Here is a 14,943-nt window from a genome sequence, read left to right as displayed (position 1 = left end):
ATGACGAATTTCTCTTCACTTAAAAATCATCTGCTCATTGCCATGCCGGCGCTTCATGACGGTATTTTTGACCGGACGGTGATTGTGGTTTGTGAGCATAGCCCCGACGGTGCCATGGGCGTGGTCATCAATCGTCTTGTTGATATCAACATGTCCGAAGCTCTCAAGGCTGTAGATATCCAGCCTTCCGAAGAAATGATTCATCGCCCGGTGTATTGGGGGGGGCCGGTGCAGCCGCAACACGGTTTCATATTGCATTCGCCCAAGGGTGAATGGCTTTCCAGTCTCGAGGTGAACGAGGACCTGGCATTGACCAGCTCTCCCGATATTTTGCAAGCCATCGCCCAGCATGAGGAACCGCAACGATATTTGCTGGCTTTGGGCTATGCCGGTTGGGGTGCACAGCAACTGGAAGAAGAGCTGAAAGAAAATTCCTGGTTGCACGGCCCGCTGGATATGCAGGTCATGTTTGAGTTGCCCGCCAGTGAACGCTGGCAGGCCGCCGCGCGCTCCCTCGGCGTGGATATGCGCCTGCTCAGTGGGGCGGCGGGCCATGCCTGAGGGCTCCGGGCCGCTTCTGGGGGTTGATTTCGGGGAGCGACGTATTGGTATTGCCGTGTTGGGCGAATCCGGTTGGGCGCCGCAGGGCGTGGCTACCCTGCGCAATGGCGAGAGCGGCCCGGATTGGGAGAGCTTTGCGCGCATCCTCAAGGACTGGCGACCGCGCGCGATAGTTCTGGGTTTGCCCCTGAACATGGACGATAGTGAAGGCTTGATGGTGCGCCGGGTGCGCAATTTTGCCAAGAGTCTGCAGTGCCGTTTCCCCCTGCCGGTGCACTGGGTTGACGAACGCCTCAGCAGCCACGCTGCCGAATGGATGCTGAAAGAACGGGCGCTTTCGGCGAAGCGCCGCGCCGGGCTTTTGGATCAGGCCGCTGCCTGTGAAATTCTCCAGACTTTTCAGGATGTCGGAGCCATGCAATGAATGCAGACTGGGATGTGACAACACTGCTGGAAGGCATGGTTCGGGATTTGCGCCCGCGTGTGGACCCGGAGCAGACCGCCATGATTGGTATATTTACGGGTGGTGTCTGGATAGCCCAGGCGCTGCACCGCGCTTTGGGGCTGAAAACGGCGCTGGGGCAGCTGGATATTTCTTTTTATCGGGATGATTTCAGTCAGATTGGTCTGCACCCGCAGGTGCGGGCGTCGGATATTCCCTTTGCTGTGGACGGTCGCTCCATCATTCTGGTGGATGACGTGCTCTATACGGGGCGTACCATCCGCGCCGCCATGAACGAAATATTTGATTATGGCCGACCGGCTAGCATCCTCCTGGCCGTACTGGTAGATCGCGGTGGGCACGAAGTCCCGGTGGCGGCCGACATCGCTGCCCTGCGCCTCAACGCGGCGGCGGGTGGACAAATCAAACTCCGGGGGCCCGATCCGCTGCGTCTGGAATTGCTGACATCGCCAAGGACAGCTTCATGAGTCTTTCTACTTTCCGTTTTGGTGATGGTAATCCGCAATATGATGCCCAGGGTCGTCTCCGCCATCTGCTCAACACCGAAGGGCTGCGTGAACCCGAAATGCTGCAGATTCTGGATACGGCCGAATCCTTCCTCAGCATCGCGCAGCGCAGTGTCAAAAAAACCCCGACGCTCCGGGGCAAAACCATCGTCAATCTGTTTTTTGAGAACAGCACACGCACGCGGAGCACCTTTGAGCTGGCCGCCAAACGCCTCTCCGCCGATGTTTTGAATATTGCGGTCAGTACCAGCAGTGCCAGTAAGGGCGAATCTCTGATCGACACGGTGGATAATCTGATGGCCATGCAGGTGGATGGTTTTGTGATTCGCCATCCGGAAGCTGGAGCCGCGCATCTGATCGCCCGGCATCTGGGAGACTCGGCGCTGGTGATCAATGCAGGTGATGGCCAGCATGCCCATCCGACCCAGGCCTTGCTGGACGTATTCACGATTCGGCGTCTGGCCGGCCCCATTGAAGACCGGGTCGTGGCTATTGTGGGTGATGTGCTGCATTCGCGGGTGGCGCGTTCCCAGATTCATGCCTTGTCGATTCTCGGTTGCCCGGAAATCCGGGTCATCGGACCACAAACCCTGGTTCCCAAAGAACTCTCCGCGCTGGGGGTGCATGTCTACCACGACCTGCAGGCAGGATTGCGCGGTGTCGATGTCATTTGTGCCCTGCGATTGCAGAAGGAACGCATGGAATCCCATCGTCTGCCCAGTCTGGATGAATTCCATCGCCGCTTTGGCCTTACTCCGGAGCGCTTACAGTGGGCGCAGCCTGATGCGCTAGTCCTGCATCCGGGGCCTATGAATCGCGGCGTGGAAATTGCGTCGGAAGTGGCGGACGGTCATCAGGCCGTGATTTTGCAACAGGTTGCACACGGTCTCGCCGTGCGTATGGCGGTATTGACGCTCCTGGCGGGTGCTGCGGGCGGAGGCGAAAACCATGCGTAGAATCATCCGCAATGTCCGCGTCATGGATCCCGGCGATGGTTTTGATGCGATTACCGACCTGGCCATTGCCGCTGGAAAAATCGCTATTCGGGGTGCTGTTGCTGAGGATTTTCGGGCGGATGAAATTCTCGATGGTACTGGCCTAGTAGCTTGCCCGGGGCTTATCGAAAGCAGCCTACAGGCGCATAGTCCCGGTCATGGACGCGATGGCGATCTGACCAGCGAGTTGCAGGCCGCCGTGGCGGGTGGGGTGACGCAGGTCGTGTTGCGTCCGGATACCCAGCCCGTTGCCGATACCCCTGCCGTCCTCCGGGAGCAGCAACTGTTGGCTGGAAAGCTGGCTCTGGCGCGGGTGCAGGTCAGCGCGGCCCTGACAACGGGCTTGCAGGGGCAAGCCTTAAGTGAAATGACGGCACTTATGGACGCCGGGGCGCGGGTGTTCAGTCAGGCCAAGCAGCCTGTCCATAGCGCCGCCCTGCTGCGTCTGGCCCTGAGCTACGCGGCTGATTTGGGACTGCCGGTAATGCTCCATCCCGAAGACCCCGAACTGGCCGCCCATGGCGTGATGAACGAAAGCGGGTTGAGCCTGCGGCTGGGCCTTCCGGGGCGCACGGCCGTGGCTGAACAGGTGGGCATCCAGCGGGATATAGCCATTGCGGCACTAAGTGGCTGCCCTCTGTTTTTCCCTCATCTCAGCACGGGCGGCGCTGTTGCTGCGGTAAAAGCCGCCCGTAAGCGTGGTGAGGCGGTGCGCTGCGGGGTCAGCATCCACCACCTGCTGCTCAGTGAGCAGGATGTCGGGTTTTTCAACGTTCATGCTAAGGTGTTGCCACCGTTACGCTCTTTGGCCGAACGGGATGCCCTGCGCCGGGCCGTGGCCGATGGCGATGTCACGGCCATCAGCAGCGATCATAGTCCCTGGGGGGTAGACCGCGAGAGCATGACCTTTATTCAGGCTCCTTTCGGGATCAGTGCGGTGGAGTGGTTATTGCCGCTGACTTTGCGTCTGGTGGACGACGGCCTGCTGGGTTTAATGGCTGCGCTGCGATTACTCAGCACCGGCCCTGCTCAGGCGCTGGGCTTGCCGCTGCCTTCTCTGCAAGTCGGCAGTGTGGCGGATTTGTGTCTGTTTGATCCGGAAGCGGCATTTACCCTTAATCCCGCATCCGGAGCTAGCCGGGGCCGCAATCTGCCCTATGCACAATGGGATCTGCGTGGTCGGGTGCGCTATACCCTGGTGGAGGGGCGGGTGGTGTTTCGGGGTTGAGGATGTTTGTGCCAAAACCCCCTAGCGGTCTAAGATGACTGCCTGTAGTGGTCTTGTGGAAAGGGTCATGAATATTAACGTCTCAGAATCAAAGCCAGTTGTTTGAAACTGATTGACGAAGTCGCTACAACGCACGAGCCTTTGGTCATCGGCAAGCGCGGCAAACCCTTGGTCAAATTGGTTCCTATTGTCGATGAAACGCCAAAAAGCATGTTTGGTTATATGAAGGGCACCGTCACGATCCATGGAGATATCCTCGCCCCGCTGGACGAGCTGTGGTCAGCGGAAAATGGCGATGGAGATGATCTCTACTCCGGCTTGCGACCCAGCGGCGGAAAAAAATGAGCGATGCTTTACGCTTGATACGCACGCCTGGGTCTGGTACGCAGAAGGCACCAAGGAGCAATTACCATCTGCCGTACTGGCTGCCATTGAGGTCTGCGTCTAGTCACGGCTGACCGCAAAATCAGAGAGTACGGTAAGGTCGGCAACGCTCAAATACTGGCCATTTGACATAGAGGAGAAGCACTTAAAAACCTTTTGTCTGGACCCCTCCGGCCCCTGGGCCTGTTTCACCCGGCCGGATATGAGGAGGATGCCCATGTCCGAACTCCACTTTATCGTTGAAGAAGCTCCAGAAGGTGGCTTCATAGCCCGCGCTGTTGGTATGGACATTTTTACCGAGTCTGATGACCTGGCCGCTTTACATGCTCAGGTGCGGGATGCAGTGCACTGCCATTTTGAGGACGCGCTCTATTCATTGGATAATATCGCCCTGCTAATAAGTCGGGCGTGGATTGAAACATGTGGTTTTGGGCGCCCGACACCAGATTGGATGGCTCTAGTTTGTCGTAAATGATCCAGGGTATCCTGCACGGAGGTAACCCGATCGGTATCACTCTGAGAGTGTATGTCTATCAACTTGATTTTTTATATTATTTTCATGCAACTTAAGCATATTAAGGCTTCGCGTAAGCTTTCGTTCCATTGGACTCCAGACCCCATTCATGTTGCGTCGTATCTTATGTATGCTTAGTCATACATTGAGCTCGGAGGTGCATCATGTCGTCTGTATTGACTATCAGGGTGCCAGAAGCCGTTCAGGATGATTTGGAATCGTTGGCGGAAATGACCGGACGTAGCCGGTCTTGGTTGGCTATGGAGGCCATCAAAGAGTACCTGGAAGGGGAGCAATGGCAGGCATCCCAGATTCATGTTGGGCTTGTAGATGCTGATGCCGAAGATTTTGCCAGCACAGAGGAGGTTGCGGCTGTGTTCGACAAATGGGCTTCGCGTGCAGATTAAGTTTTTTCGTAACGCTTTGCGTGACCTTGGTGATGAAGCGGCATTAGTCAGCCATTTCCAAGCGACGTTCAATACGGTCCAATCTTTCCCGAATTCTGTCAATGCTGTGTCGGTCATGGATAACTTCAGCATAATTACCCGCTTCGTCACGGGCAATGCGGGTAAGCCCTGTCTCTATGCCGCCTAATCTCGCCAAGATTTCGTGGTCACGCTCACGGGCGGCATCCAGCTCAGCCCGGATTTTTCTGAGTTGTTCCAGTACCAAATTGTCTTCCATTTCGCGCACCCTATGTCTGATTCGCTCTAATTATGGAATCTACAAAGAGAAAAGACAATGCGGTGCCTCGCAGTAGTTCCTGTTTACTGTTCCTCGTCATCCTTCTTCCGGAAACTCTCCTCTGCCACATCCATTTCGTCGGCAGCACTGCGATCAGGGGTTTCTTCTTCAACATTTTCTGCAACAGGCTGACGTGTCCGGATGCGTCCTGCAAAGAACAGGCCCAGCTCGAAGAGCATATACATGGGGATGAGGAGCAGTACCATGGACATGACATCGGGGGGGCTGAGGATGGCTGAGGCGATGGCGCAGACTAAAAACGCATAGCGACGACTCCGCCGCAAGGTCGCAACCTGAAGAATACCTACGCGTACCAGAACGACAATCAAAATAGGGATTTGAAAGGCCAGACCAAAGGCCAGGGAGAACTTGACGATCAGGGACAAATAGCTGTCCACTTTCGGCATGGCGGTGATATCTGAACCGGAAAAACTGGTAAAAAAACGAAACGCATTGGGAAACACCACAAAATAGGCAAAGAGCATTCCGCCAATAAACAGAAATATTGAAGCGAAAATGAGGGGGAAAAATGCTTTGCGCTCGTGTTCATATAAGCCCGGAGCCAGAAAAGCCCAGAATTGATAAAGCACTACGGGCAGTGCCAGCACAAATCCTGAAATCAGGGACAACTGAATATAGGTGAGAAATACTTCGGGAAGGCTGGTGTAGATCAGGTGACTGCCTTTGGGCAGAACCGCAATCAGGGGGGCAGCAAGAATATTATAAATGGTTTTGGAAAAGGGATAGGAAACGAGAAAACCAACAAAAATGGCGATGACGGATACCAGTACCCGGCGACGCAGTTCCAGCAAATGACCAATAAAAGTGTTCTCCGCCAATTTCTCCATGTTTAAGCAATTTCCTCAGGCGGAATACAAAAAAAAGTGTGTGTGCAAGCATCCAGGCCGTATGAAGGGATAGAAGGCATACAGGGAAAAGTGAAAATAACTACTCCATCAGCAGTAGAGAACGGCCATCAATGCAGGCGATCTTCTGGTCCAGGCAGGTCATCAGAATGTATGGCTGGTGGTACGACATCAATGTCGAGTTCCGTTTGTCTTGGCCCGCTTTCTTGTGGAGGGGATGCTTCGGAGGCAAGTTCGTTGGCGCGGGTTTCCCGAAGCGACGCAGAAGCGGTTATGTCACCCGGTAAAATTTCCTCACTGGCATAATCCCTTAACTTGTCTGCTTCCTTGCGCAAATCGTCCAGCAAAAGCTGCTGCTCTACTTCAGAACGCAGACCATTCATGGTACGGCGCATGACACCGTACCACTTGCCTGCAGTTCGAGCCATTTCAGGCATTTTTTCCGGGCCGACCACCAGCAGAACAATAATGCCCAGAAGTGCCAGTTCGCCAAAACTGAAATCAAACATGACCGATCAACGATTAACGGTTTCGTGCTCTTTACTGGGCTGAACGCTGGCATCGATGGTATGACCAATGCTCGCATCCTTTTTCTCTTCTTCCTCTTCCTTGACGGCAGAACGGAAGCTTTTGATTGCAGAGCCTAGATCCGAGCCAACATTCCGCAATTTTGCGGTGCCGAACAGGGCTACAACAATCAATAAAATAATAATCAAATGCCAGATACTAAAAGCGCCCATCACTGCTCTCCTTGCCCCGAAAGGGCTATGCGCTACAACCTAACTCTTTGACCATAGAAAAAAAATTCTGTTGCGTCAAGCCAGCGGACGCCTTGCAGCTTTTTCATCCAGGCCGGAAATTCCTTCGCGTTTCGCCAGTTCAGCGAGGACATCATCTACATGCAAATCCTGTTCCTCCAGAGCCACCATCAGGTGAAACAGCAGGTCAGCAGCCTCGGCAATAATCGGTTTTTTCTCATGATTTTTGCAGGCCAACACAAATTCTGTGGCTTCTTCGCCCACTTTTTTCAGGATCCGGTCCTGGCCGCCATGGAGCAGTTGCGCGACGTAGGACTGGCCGGGATCAGCCTGTCGACGTTGATGTAAGGTGCTCTGCAGGCTGTCGAGAATGCTGCCTGGGGGCGGAGCCTGGTGCTGCCAACCTTCGGCACCGGGCGCTCCCTGAAAAAAGCAGGTGGCCTCGCCGGTATGGCAGGCCGGCCCTTCCTGGATAACCCGCATCAGCAGTGTATCGCCGTCACAATCCAGGCGCAGATCGACCAGATGCTGAAAATGGCCGGAGCTTTCTCCCTTGCGCCAGAGGGCTTGCCGGGAACGTGACCAGTAGGTGCCCATCTCGTCCCGCAAAGTCGCTGTTAAGGCTTCGGCATTCATCCAGGCGAGCATCAGGACCCTACCGCTGCGGGCATCCTGGGCAATGGCCGGAACCAGACCATCGGCATTCCAGCGTACGGCTGCCAGGAGAGCGTTGTACTGGTTATCACCCATGCCGCTATAAACCCCCGAAGTATGTGTGTTTCTATAAACTACGCAATATGTCTGATGCTGGATGCACAGCCGGCGTTTTCAGATGCTTTCCCGCACGGGAATACCGGCTTTGACCATTTCGGCTTTGACTTCGGCAATGCGAAACTGTCCGAAATGAAAAACACTGGCGGCCAGCACGGCGTCGGCATGACCTTGCACAACGCCTTCGGCAAAATGTTCAATGGCACCGACGCCACCCGAAGCGATAACCGGAACCGGAACCGCATCACTGACAGCGCGGGTCAGCTCCAGATCAAATCCCACACCGGTTCCATCCCGATCCATACTGGTCAGCAGGATTTCTCCGGCGCCATAGTCCGCCATCTGCTGCGCCCAGGTGATGGCGTTGAGACCGGTGGAATGACGGCCTCCGTGGGTGAATACCTCCCAGTGGTCATCGACGCGTTTGGCATCAATAGCGACCACGATGCAGGAGTTGCCAAAACGCCGGGCCGCCGCACGCACCAGTTCCGGTTCCTTGACGGCCGCACTATTGATGCTGACTTTGTCCGCACCTGCCAGCAGCAGGGTGCGGATGTCGTCGACGCTGCGCACCCCGCCACCGACGGTCAGAGGGATGAATACCTGGGCAGCAACTGCCGAAACTACCTCTGCCAGGGTGCCCCTTTGTTCATAACTGGCCGAAATATCGAGAAAAGTCAGCTCGTCAGCGCCTTCATCATTGTAGCGTTTGGCCACTTCTACCGGGTCACCGGCATCGCGCAGGGCGACGAACTGGACACCTTTGACGACGCGGCCATGGTCAATATCCAGACAGGGAATGATGCGCCTGGAAAGCATGGCCCTAAGCCTCGGCCTGGGCGCGGGCACTGGCAAAGTCCAGTGTCCCTTCATAAATCGCCCGGCCGGTGATGGCACCCATTACCCCATCGTCTTCGTGGGCTTTGAGCGCCAGCACCTGGTCGAGGTCGGCAATGCCTCCCGAGGCGATGACCGGAACCGGGACGGCCTGCGCCAGTGCTACCGTGGCGGGTATATTGGGTCCACTCAACATGCCGTCGCGGCTGATATCAGTGTAGATAATGGCTTCGATGCCATCGGCAGCAAAATGTTGGGCAAGATCCACGGGATCGTGGCGGGACAGCTTGGACCAGCCTTCGGTGGCTACCTTGCCATCCCGGGCGTCAATGCCGACCATGATGTGGCCGGGAAAGCTGACGGCTGCATCGCGGACGAAGCCCGGTGCCTTGACTGCCTGGGTGCCGATAATGACATAGCGCACCCCCGCCTGGATGTAGGTTTCAATTTGTTCCTCGCTGCGGATGCCACCGCCAACCTGAATTTCCAGGTCTGGAAAGTGTTCACAAATGGCCGCGATGGCTTTGGCATTGACCGGCTCACCCTGTACGGCTCCATCCAGATCAACAATATGCAGACGTTTTGCGCCACCATCTACCCAGCGCTGGGCCGTGGCAACAGGATCATCAGAAAAAATGGTATGGTCTTCCATGCGTCCCTGGCGCAAGCGCACACAACTGCCGCCTTTAAGGTCGATGGCCGGAATCAACAGCATGACAACATCCTCCGTAAAAAATTTTTCAGCAAGATCAGCTCAGATGGCACATTGGGAGCCGCAGTCTCCATCCCAGGCAAGAAAATTGCCGAGCAGGCGCAGGCCGGCGCTGCCACTTTTTTCCGGGTGACATTGCATGGCAAAAAGGTTGTCCGCTGCGACAGCTGCACAGAAGGGAAAAGCATAATCGCTGAAAGCCGCGAGGATTTCCGGTGCAGAAGGCTCCACGTAATACGAATGCACAAAATAAAATTGGGCATTTTGCGGAACACCGGCGAACAGCGGGTGATCCACCAGTTGATGCAACTCATTCCAGCCCATGTGCGGGATTTTCAGGCGACGACCATCGGCGCTGTGCAGGGCTTCTTCGGGAAAGGGGATGACGCGGCCCGGCAGGAGGCCAAGACCCGCATGTTCGCCATGTTCTTCACTGCTGTCCATCAGCATCTGCATGCCCAGACAGATGCCCAGAAAGGGGCGGGTCTGGGCAGCTACGCGGACAAAATCGCTGAGTTCGCGCGCTTCCAATGCCGCCATACAATCCCCGAAGGCACCAACACCGGGGAAAATAATGCGATCCGTAGTGGCCAGTTCACTCACCTGATCACTGACAACGGCTTTACCGCCCAGGTACTCCACGGCCTTGGCTACGGAATAGAGGTTCCCCATCCCGTAATCAATAATGCCCACCCTGTTACCGTTCATAGGCTCAGGGTTCCTTTGGTACTGGGGATATTACCGGCCATTCGGGGGTCGGGGCTGACCGCCATGCGCAGGGCGCGACCACAGGCCTTGAACAGGGTTTCGGCAATGTGGTGGGTATTACGGCCGCGCAAGGCATCCAGATGCAGGGTGAGCATGGCGTGGTTGACGAATCCCTGAAAAAACTCATGGAAAAGATCCACATCAAAGCCGCCAACCTGGGCGCGCGGGAATTCTACGGCAAACACCAGACCGGGGCGGCCGGAAAGATCCACAACCACCCGCGACAGGGCTTCGTCCAGAGGTACATAAGCGTGTCCATAGCGCTGGATGCCGGATTTGTCCCCCACTGCCTGAGCAAAAGCCTGACCCAGCGTGATGCCGATGTCTTCGACCGTATGATGGGCATCAATGTCGAGATCGCCCTGAGCCTGAATGCTCAGATCAAAAAGCCCGTGACGCACAATCTGATGAATCATGTGGTCGAGAAAAGGCAGACCGGTATGCAGATTCGCCTGTCCCGAGCCATCCAGATTGATCTGGACGCGAATCTGGGTTTCAAGGGTGTTTCTTTCGACTTCAGCTTGGCGCGGCTTCACAGTAATGACTCCAGTACGGAGAGAAAACGGCTGTTTTCGGCAGGTTTGCCGACACTCACCCGCAGATAGTCGCCGAGACGGGGGTGGCCTGTAAAGGCTTTGATCAATATCCCCCCGTTTTTCAGACCTGCGTATATTTCCGCTGCTTTCCCGGGCGTATGGAAAAGCAGGAAATTGGCGGCACTGGGCCAGACTGCCAGGCCCATGGCGGAGATGGTCTTGAACATCCTGTCTCGTTCGGCGCGCAGAATATCCGCCTGTTCATCGAGTACGGTGCTGTGCTGGAGATAAAAGGCGGCACTGCGTTGAGTCAGGATGTTGATATTGTAGGGCAGACGTAATTTGTCCAGTTCCTGAATCCAGGCGGATGGCCCTGCCAGCATGCCGAGGCGGAGTCCTGCCAGACCTTCTTTGGAAAGCGTACGCAACAGCAGCAGGTTGGGATATTGTCCGAGTCGCCCGGCAAAAGTGGTTTGACTGAAGGCATGATAGGCTTCATCCACCACCACCAGACCGGGAGCCGCCTGGATAATGGCCGCGAGGTCGGCTTCCGGGAACAGGCTGCCGCTGGGATTATTGGGCCAGTCGAGAAACACGATGGCGGGCTGATGTTCGGCGATGGCCCGGAGCATTGCGGGTAAATCCAGCTGAAATTCCGCATCCAGGGGCACGCCGATGAAGGGCAGTCCCAGTTGCTCGGCGAGCAAACGATACATGACGAAACTGGGATCAACCGCCATGATCGGCCGTCCTGTTCCGGCCACAGCGGTCACCAGAATCTGAATCAGTTCATCGGAGCCGTTGCCCAGCATGAGTTCAATACCCGCAGGCAGGCCGATATGCTTTTTGAGGGCAGTAATCAGGCTGTCAGGATGGGGATCAGGATATCGGTTAATGGGGGCATCGCTCAGACTTTCCAGCCAGGCCTGGCGCAGCAGATCGGGGAGCCCATAGGGATTTTCCATGGCATCCAGCTTGATCAGGCCGGTGCTGGGCGCGACTGCATAAGCTTTGCTGGCCAGCAGTTGCGGGCGCAGCAGAACTTCCATCAGCGTCAGGCTATTCATTTTTGCCGGTCCGTGACGCGACAGGCCGCAGAACGGGCATGAGCGGTCAGCCCTTCACCCAGCGCCAGCCGCTCGGCCAGCTGGCCCAGAGTGTTGGCACCAGCCGCACTCGCCTGAATGAGACTGCTGCGTTTTACGAAATCATAAACACCCAGCGGCGAGGAAAACCGGGCACTGCCCCCGGTGGGCAGAACATGATTGGGTCCCGCTACATAATCACCCAGTGCCTCACAGCTGTGAATACCCATGAATATGGCGCCCGCATTATGAATGTCGGGCAGCCAGCTTTCCGGATCAGCTACTGCCAGCTCCAGATGCTCTGCGGCAACCCTGTTGGCGACTTCGCAGGCTTCGGCACGGTCACGCACGCGGATCACCGCCCCGCGATCTGCCCAGCTTTTACCGGCGATGGGGGCGCGGTCGAGCACGCTCAGAGCCTGATCCACTGCGCTGACCACAGCGTCAATGTGGGCGTCATCCCAACTGATGAAAATACTCTGGGCAATTTCATCGTGTTCTGCCTGAGACAGAAGATCCCAGGCCAGCCATTCTGCAGGCGCAGACCCATCACTGATCACCAGGATTTCGCTGGGGCCGGCAATCATATCGATGCCTACCCGACCAAAAACCATACGCTTGGCCGTGGCGACATAAATATTGCCGGGACCGACGATTTTGTCGACGGCAGGAACGGTTTCGGTTCCATAAGCCAGTGCTGCAACGGCTTGAGCACCCCCCACGCAAAACACCCGATGCACCCCGGCAATGGCGGCAGCGGCCAATACCCAGGAGTTCACCTGACCTTTGGGGGTAGGGACAACCATGATTATCTCCTGAACCCCGGCAACCTGGGCAGGGATGGCGTTCATCAGCACCGAGCTGGGGTAGGCAGCCTTGCCGCCGGGTACATAAATACCCACCCGGGACAAGGGCAAAATGCGCTGGCCAAGCCGGGTACCATCATCTTCGCTGAAACTCCAGCTCTCGCTGCGCTGATGTTTGTGATAAGCGCGAATACGTTGGGCGGCTTCTTCCAGGGCCGCACGCTGCAAGGGTTCCAGGCTGTTTAAAGCCTGTTCCAGAGCCGTCCGGGGTATTTCCAGGTCAGCTGCAGAAGCGGTGCTCAAACCATCGAAGCGTTCGGTAAATTCCCGTAAGGCGGCGTCCCCCCGGTCGCGCACGGCATGGACAATCTCCCTGACCCGGCCTTCTACCTGATCATCCAGATTGGCATCCCAATCATGCAGGGCATGAAACTGCCGGGTGAAATCAGAGTCGCGGGTGTCGAGACGATTCATGAGCGGACCTGTGCCTCCAGTTGGGTAATCAGCTGTTCAATGGCGCGGCGCTTGAGTTTCATGGCGGCCCGATTGACTACCAGGCGGCTGGAAATCGGCATGATTTCCTCGACTTCGACGAGGCCGTTTTCCAGAAGCGTCCGACCGCTGGAAACCAGATCGACAATACGATCCGCAAGTCCGACCAGAGGCGCCAGCTCCATGCTGCCGTACAATTTGATGATTTCGGTCTGCACCCCACGACTATGAAAATAGTCCCGGGTAATGTGCGGGTATTTGGTGGCAATCCGCACCCGCTCCCAGCGTTGCGGGGCATCGGTGGCAGCCAGCGCGGCAGGCTCTGCCACGGACATGCGACATAGGCCAATGCGCAAGTCCAGCGGTTCATACAAATCCAGTCCTTCCTGTTCGAGCAGCACATCTTTTCCGGCGATACCGACATCGGCAGCACCCCAGGTCACATAGGTAGGGACATCGCTGGCACGAATCACCAGAAAACGCACTTGCGGATCGGTGCTGGGAATGATGAGTTTACGTGATTCATCGGGATCTTCGGCCAGTTCGATGCCCGCACCGGCAAATAACGGAATGGCTTCCTGAAGAATACGGCCCTTGGACAGGGCGATGGTGATGCCGGTATTCATGATGCGCTCCTGAGACCACTATTGCTGATACGTCGAATATCCGCGCCGAGAGCGCCCAGTTTTTCTTCAATGACTTCGTAGCCACGATCAAGATGATAAATCCGGTCGATCAGGGTTTCCCCTTCAGCGACCAGACCAGCCAGAACCAGACAGGCCGAGGCACGCAGATCGGTGGCCATGACCGGTGCGCCGCGCAACTTCGGAACACCCCGGACTACCGCCGTTTTACCGTCGGCGGTAATTTCCGCCCCGAGGCGCTGCAATTCGGAAACGTGCATGAAGCGATTTTCAAAGATCGTTTCCGTAATCACGCCGCTGCCTTCGGCAATGCAATTGAGGGCCATGAACTGCGCCTGCATGTCCGTTGGGAAAGCAGGAAAAGGGGCGGTACGAATGTCTACGGCCTTGGGTCGCTGCTTCATGCGCAGGCGAATCAGGTCGGCGCCCGTTGTTACCTCTGCCCCGGCTTCACGCAATTTGAGGATGACGCTTTCCAGGAGACTGGCGTCAGTACGTTTGAGGCAGACATCGCCCCCGGCCATGGCTGCGGCGACCAGATAAGTGCCGGTTTCAATGCGATCAGCCACCACGCTGTGTTCGGCACCATGTAATTCTTTGACACCTTCTATCTCAATGACCGAAGTGCCCGCCCCGGAAATGCGCGCGCCCATGGCATTCAGACAGCGGGCAAGATCCACAATTTCGGGCTCGCGGGCCGCATTTTCGAGCGTGGTGTGCCCCTCGGCCAGTGTCGCTGCCATGAGCAGGTTTTCGGTGCCGGTGACAGAAACTATTTCCATGACAATCCGGGCGCCGATGAGTTTTGCCGCCCTGGCTTTGACAAAGCCATTTTCCACCGTAATTTCCGCACCCAGGGCCTGCAAACCGCTCAGGTGGACACTGACGGGACGACTACCAATGGCGCAGCCTCCCGGCAGGCTGACTTCAGCAGAACCGTGGCGGGCGAGGAGTGGGCCGAGCACCAGAATGGATGCCCGCATGGTTTTTACCAGTTCGTAGGGAGCCACCAGCGAGTGTACCGGCCGGGGATCCACTTCGATACCGAGTTGACCGTCCACCAGGACTCTGGCTCCGAGGGTGCTGAGGAGTTCCAGGGTAGTGGTAATGTCCCGGAGATGTGGGATATTACGAAGCTGTACGGGTTCTTTTGCCAGCAAGGTGGCAGCGAGGCAGGGCAGCGCCGCATTTTTGGCCCCGGAAATCCGTAGTTCGCCACGCAGGGGGCCATTACCACGCAGCAGCAGTTTATCCATAAGGGTCGATGCTAACC

General features: G+C 56.6%; 21 protein-coding genes. 8 read left to right on the top strand and 13 right to left on the bottom strand.

Features of this window, described 5'->3' with window-relative positions; all coding sequences use genetic code 11:
* The 8 genes from H7F08_RS01095 (at nucleotide 1) to H7F08_RS01060 (ending at nucleotide 5,058) form a co-directional block, all read left to right on the top strand.
* Nucleotides 1-561: a YqgE/AlgH family protein gene (locus tag H7F08_RS01095; RefSeq protein WP_024893460.1), complete on the top strand. Its 561-nt coding sequence runs from the start codon at nucleotides 1-3 to the stop codon at nucleotides 559-561.
* Entirely contained in the window at nucleotides 554-985 is a 432-nt protein-coding gene (gene ruvX / locus H7F08_RS01090) for a Holliday junction resolvase RuvX (RefSeq protein WP_024893459.1), read from the top strand. Before H7F08_RS01095 ends, ruvX begins: the two co-directional genes overlap by 8 nt.
* On the top strand, nucleotides 982-1,491 hold the full coding sequence (gene pyrR, locus H7F08_RS01085; protein ID WP_010640684.1) for a bifunctional pyr operon transcriptional regulator/uracil phosphoribosyltransferase PyrR: 510 nt from the start codon (nucleotides 982-984) through the stop codon (nucleotides 1,489-1,491). The genes ruvX and pyrR overlap by 4 nt, the downstream gene beginning before the upstream one ends.
* Complete coding sequence (locus H7F08_RS01080) at nucleotides 1,488-2,486, top strand: aspartate carbamoyltransferase catalytic subunit (protein ID WP_024893458.1); 999 nt, start codon at nucleotides 1,488-1,490, stop codon at nucleotides 2,484-2,486. The genes pyrR and H7F08_RS01080 overlap by 4 nt, the downstream gene beginning before the upstream one ends.
* Entirely contained in the window at nucleotides 2,479-3,753 is a 1,275-nt protein-coding gene (locus H7F08_RS01075; protein WP_024893457.1) for a dihydroorotase, read from the top strand. Before H7F08_RS01080 ends, H7F08_RS01075 begins: the two co-directional genes overlap by 8 nt.
* A gap of 102 nt (nucleotides 3,754-3,855) precedes the next feature.
* Nucleotides 3,856-4,098: a type II toxin-antitoxin system Phd/YefM family antitoxin gene (locus H7F08_RS01070; protein ID WP_024893456.1), complete on the top strand. Its 243-nt coding sequence runs from the start codon at nucleotides 3,856-3,858 to the stop codon at nucleotides 4,096-4,098.
* A 256-nt stretch (nucleotides 4,099-4,354) separates the two neighbouring features.
* Nucleotides 4,355-4,612: a hypothetical protein gene (locus H7F08_RS15310; protein ID WP_024893455.1), complete on the top strand. Its 258-nt coding sequence runs from the start codon at nucleotides 4,355-4,357 to the stop codon at nucleotides 4,610-4,612.
* Nucleotides 4,613-4,815: 203 nt separating this feature from the next.
* Nucleotides 4,816-5,058, top strand: a complete 243-nt coding sequence (locus tag H7F08_RS01060) for a CopG family ribbon-helix-helix protein (RefSeq protein WP_024893454.1) — start codon at nucleotides 4,816-4,818, stop codon at nucleotides 5,056-5,058.
* Between the two features lie 43 nt (nucleotides 5,059-5,101).
* Here the strand turns inward: H7F08_RS01060 and H7F08_RS01055 are convergent, their stop codons facing one another.
* From H7F08_RS01055 to murA, 13 genes are all read right to left on the bottom strand, one after another.
* Nucleotides 5,102-5,335 carry a hypothetical protein gene (locus H7F08_RS01055; protein ID WP_031570998.1) on the bottom strand — a complete coding sequence of 78 codons (234 nt, stop codon included), beginning with the start codon at nucleotides 5,333-5,335 and terminating at the stop codon, nucleotides 5,102-5,104.
* 83 nt (nucleotides 5,336-5,418) lie between these two features.
* On the bottom strand, nucleotides 5,419-6,243 hold the full coding sequence (gene tatC / locus H7F08_RS01050; protein ID WP_024893452.1) for a twin-arginine translocase subunit TatC: 825 nt from the start codon (nucleotides 6,241-6,243) through the stop codon (nucleotides 5,419-5,421).
* 128 nt (nucleotides 6,244-6,371) lie between these two features.
* A complete protein-coding gene (gene tatB / locus H7F08_RS01045; RefSeq protein WP_024893451.1) occupies nucleotides 6,372-6,770 on the bottom strand; it encodes a Sec-independent protein translocase protein TatB in 399 nt (132 codons plus the stop codon).
* 6 nt (nucleotides 6,771-6,776) lie between these two features.
* Nucleotides 6,777-7,001, bottom strand: a complete 225-nt coding sequence (tatA, locus tag H7F08_RS01040) for a Sec-independent protein translocase subunit TatA (RefSeq protein WP_010640672.1) — start codon at nucleotides 6,999-7,001, stop codon at nucleotides 6,777-6,779.
* A 75-nt stretch (nucleotides 7,002-7,076) separates the two neighbouring features.
* On the bottom strand, nucleotides 7,077-7,769 hold the full coding sequence (gene hisIE, locus H7F08_RS01035; protein WP_010640670.1) for a bifunctional phosphoribosyl-AMP cyclohydrolase/phosphoribosyl-ATP diphosphatase HisIE: 693 nt from the start codon (nucleotides 7,767-7,769) through the stop codon (nucleotides 7,077-7,079).
* A 78-nt stretch (nucleotides 7,770-7,847) separates the two neighbouring features.
* On the bottom strand, nucleotides 7,848-8,609 hold the full coding sequence (gene hisF, locus H7F08_RS01030; RefSeq protein WP_024893450.1) for an imidazole glycerol phosphate synthase subunit HisF: 762 nt from the start codon (nucleotides 8,607-8,609) through the stop codon (nucleotides 7,848-7,850).
* 4 nt (nucleotides 8,610-8,613) lie between these two features.
* A complete protein-coding gene (gene hisA, locus H7F08_RS01025) occupies nucleotides 8,614-9,342 on the bottom strand; it encodes a 1-(5-phosphoribosyl)-5-[(5-phosphoribosylamino)methylideneamino]imidazole-4-carboxamide isomerase (RefSeq protein ID WP_024893449.1) in 729 nt (242 codons plus the stop codon).
* Between the two features lie 39 nt (nucleotides 9,343-9,381).
* A complete protein-coding gene (gene hisH / locus H7F08_RS01020) occupies nucleotides 9,382-10,047 on the bottom strand; it encodes an imidazole glycerol phosphate synthase subunit HisH (RefSeq protein ID WP_024893448.1) in 666 nt (221 codons plus the stop codon).
* Nucleotides 10,044-10,643 carry an imidazoleglycerol-phosphate dehydratase HisB gene (gene hisB, locus H7F08_RS01015; RefSeq protein WP_193639678.1) on the bottom strand — a complete coding sequence of 200 codons (600 nt, stop codon included), beginning with the start codon at nucleotides 10,641-10,643 and terminating at the stop codon, nucleotides 10,044-10,046. Before hisB ends, hisH begins: the two co-directional genes overlap by 4 nt.
* Nucleotides 10,640-11,710: a histidinol-phosphate transaminase gene (gene hisC, locus H7F08_RS01010; protein ID WP_024893447.1), complete on the bottom strand. Its 1,071-nt coding sequence runs from the start codon at nucleotides 11,708-11,710 to the stop codon at nucleotides 10,640-10,642. The genes hisB and hisC overlap by 4 nt, the downstream gene beginning before the upstream one ends.
* Nucleotides 11,707-13,008, bottom strand: coding sequence for a histidinol dehydrogenase (gene hisD, locus H7F08_RS01005; RefSeq protein WP_024893446.1), 1,302 nt, complete (start codon nucleotides 13,006-13,008; stop codon nucleotides 11,707-11,709). The genes hisC and hisD overlap by 4 nt, the downstream gene beginning before the upstream one ends.
* The gene (gene hisG / locus H7F08_RS01000) at nucleotides 13,005-13,652 is read right to left on the bottom strand and encodes an ATP phosphoribosyltransferase (RefSeq protein ID WP_024893445.1); all 648 of its coding nucleotides are present in this window, start codon (nucleotides 13,650-13,652) and stop codon (nucleotides 13,005-13,007) included. The genes hisD and hisG overlap by 4 nt, the downstream gene beginning before the upstream one ends.
* A complete protein-coding gene (gene murA / locus H7F08_RS00995) occupies nucleotides 13,649-14,926 on the bottom strand; it encodes a UDP-N-acetylglucosamine 1-carboxyvinyltransferase (RefSeq protein WP_010640656.1) in 1,278 nt (425 codons plus the stop codon). Before murA ends, hisG begins: the two co-directional genes overlap by 4 nt.
* Between the last annotated feature and the right edge of the window lie 17 nt (nucleotides 14,927-14,943).

It is taken from the genome of Acidithiobacillus sp. HP-11, from assembly GCF_015100075.1.
In the GTDB taxonomy this organism is placed as follows: Bacteria; Pseudomonadota; Gammaproteobacteria; order Acidithiobacillales; family Acidithiobacillaceae; genus Acidithiobacillus; species Acidithiobacillus thiooxidans.
Note: the sequence above shows the minus strand (reverse complement) of the source record. Positions and strands in the feature narration are given on the sequence as shown.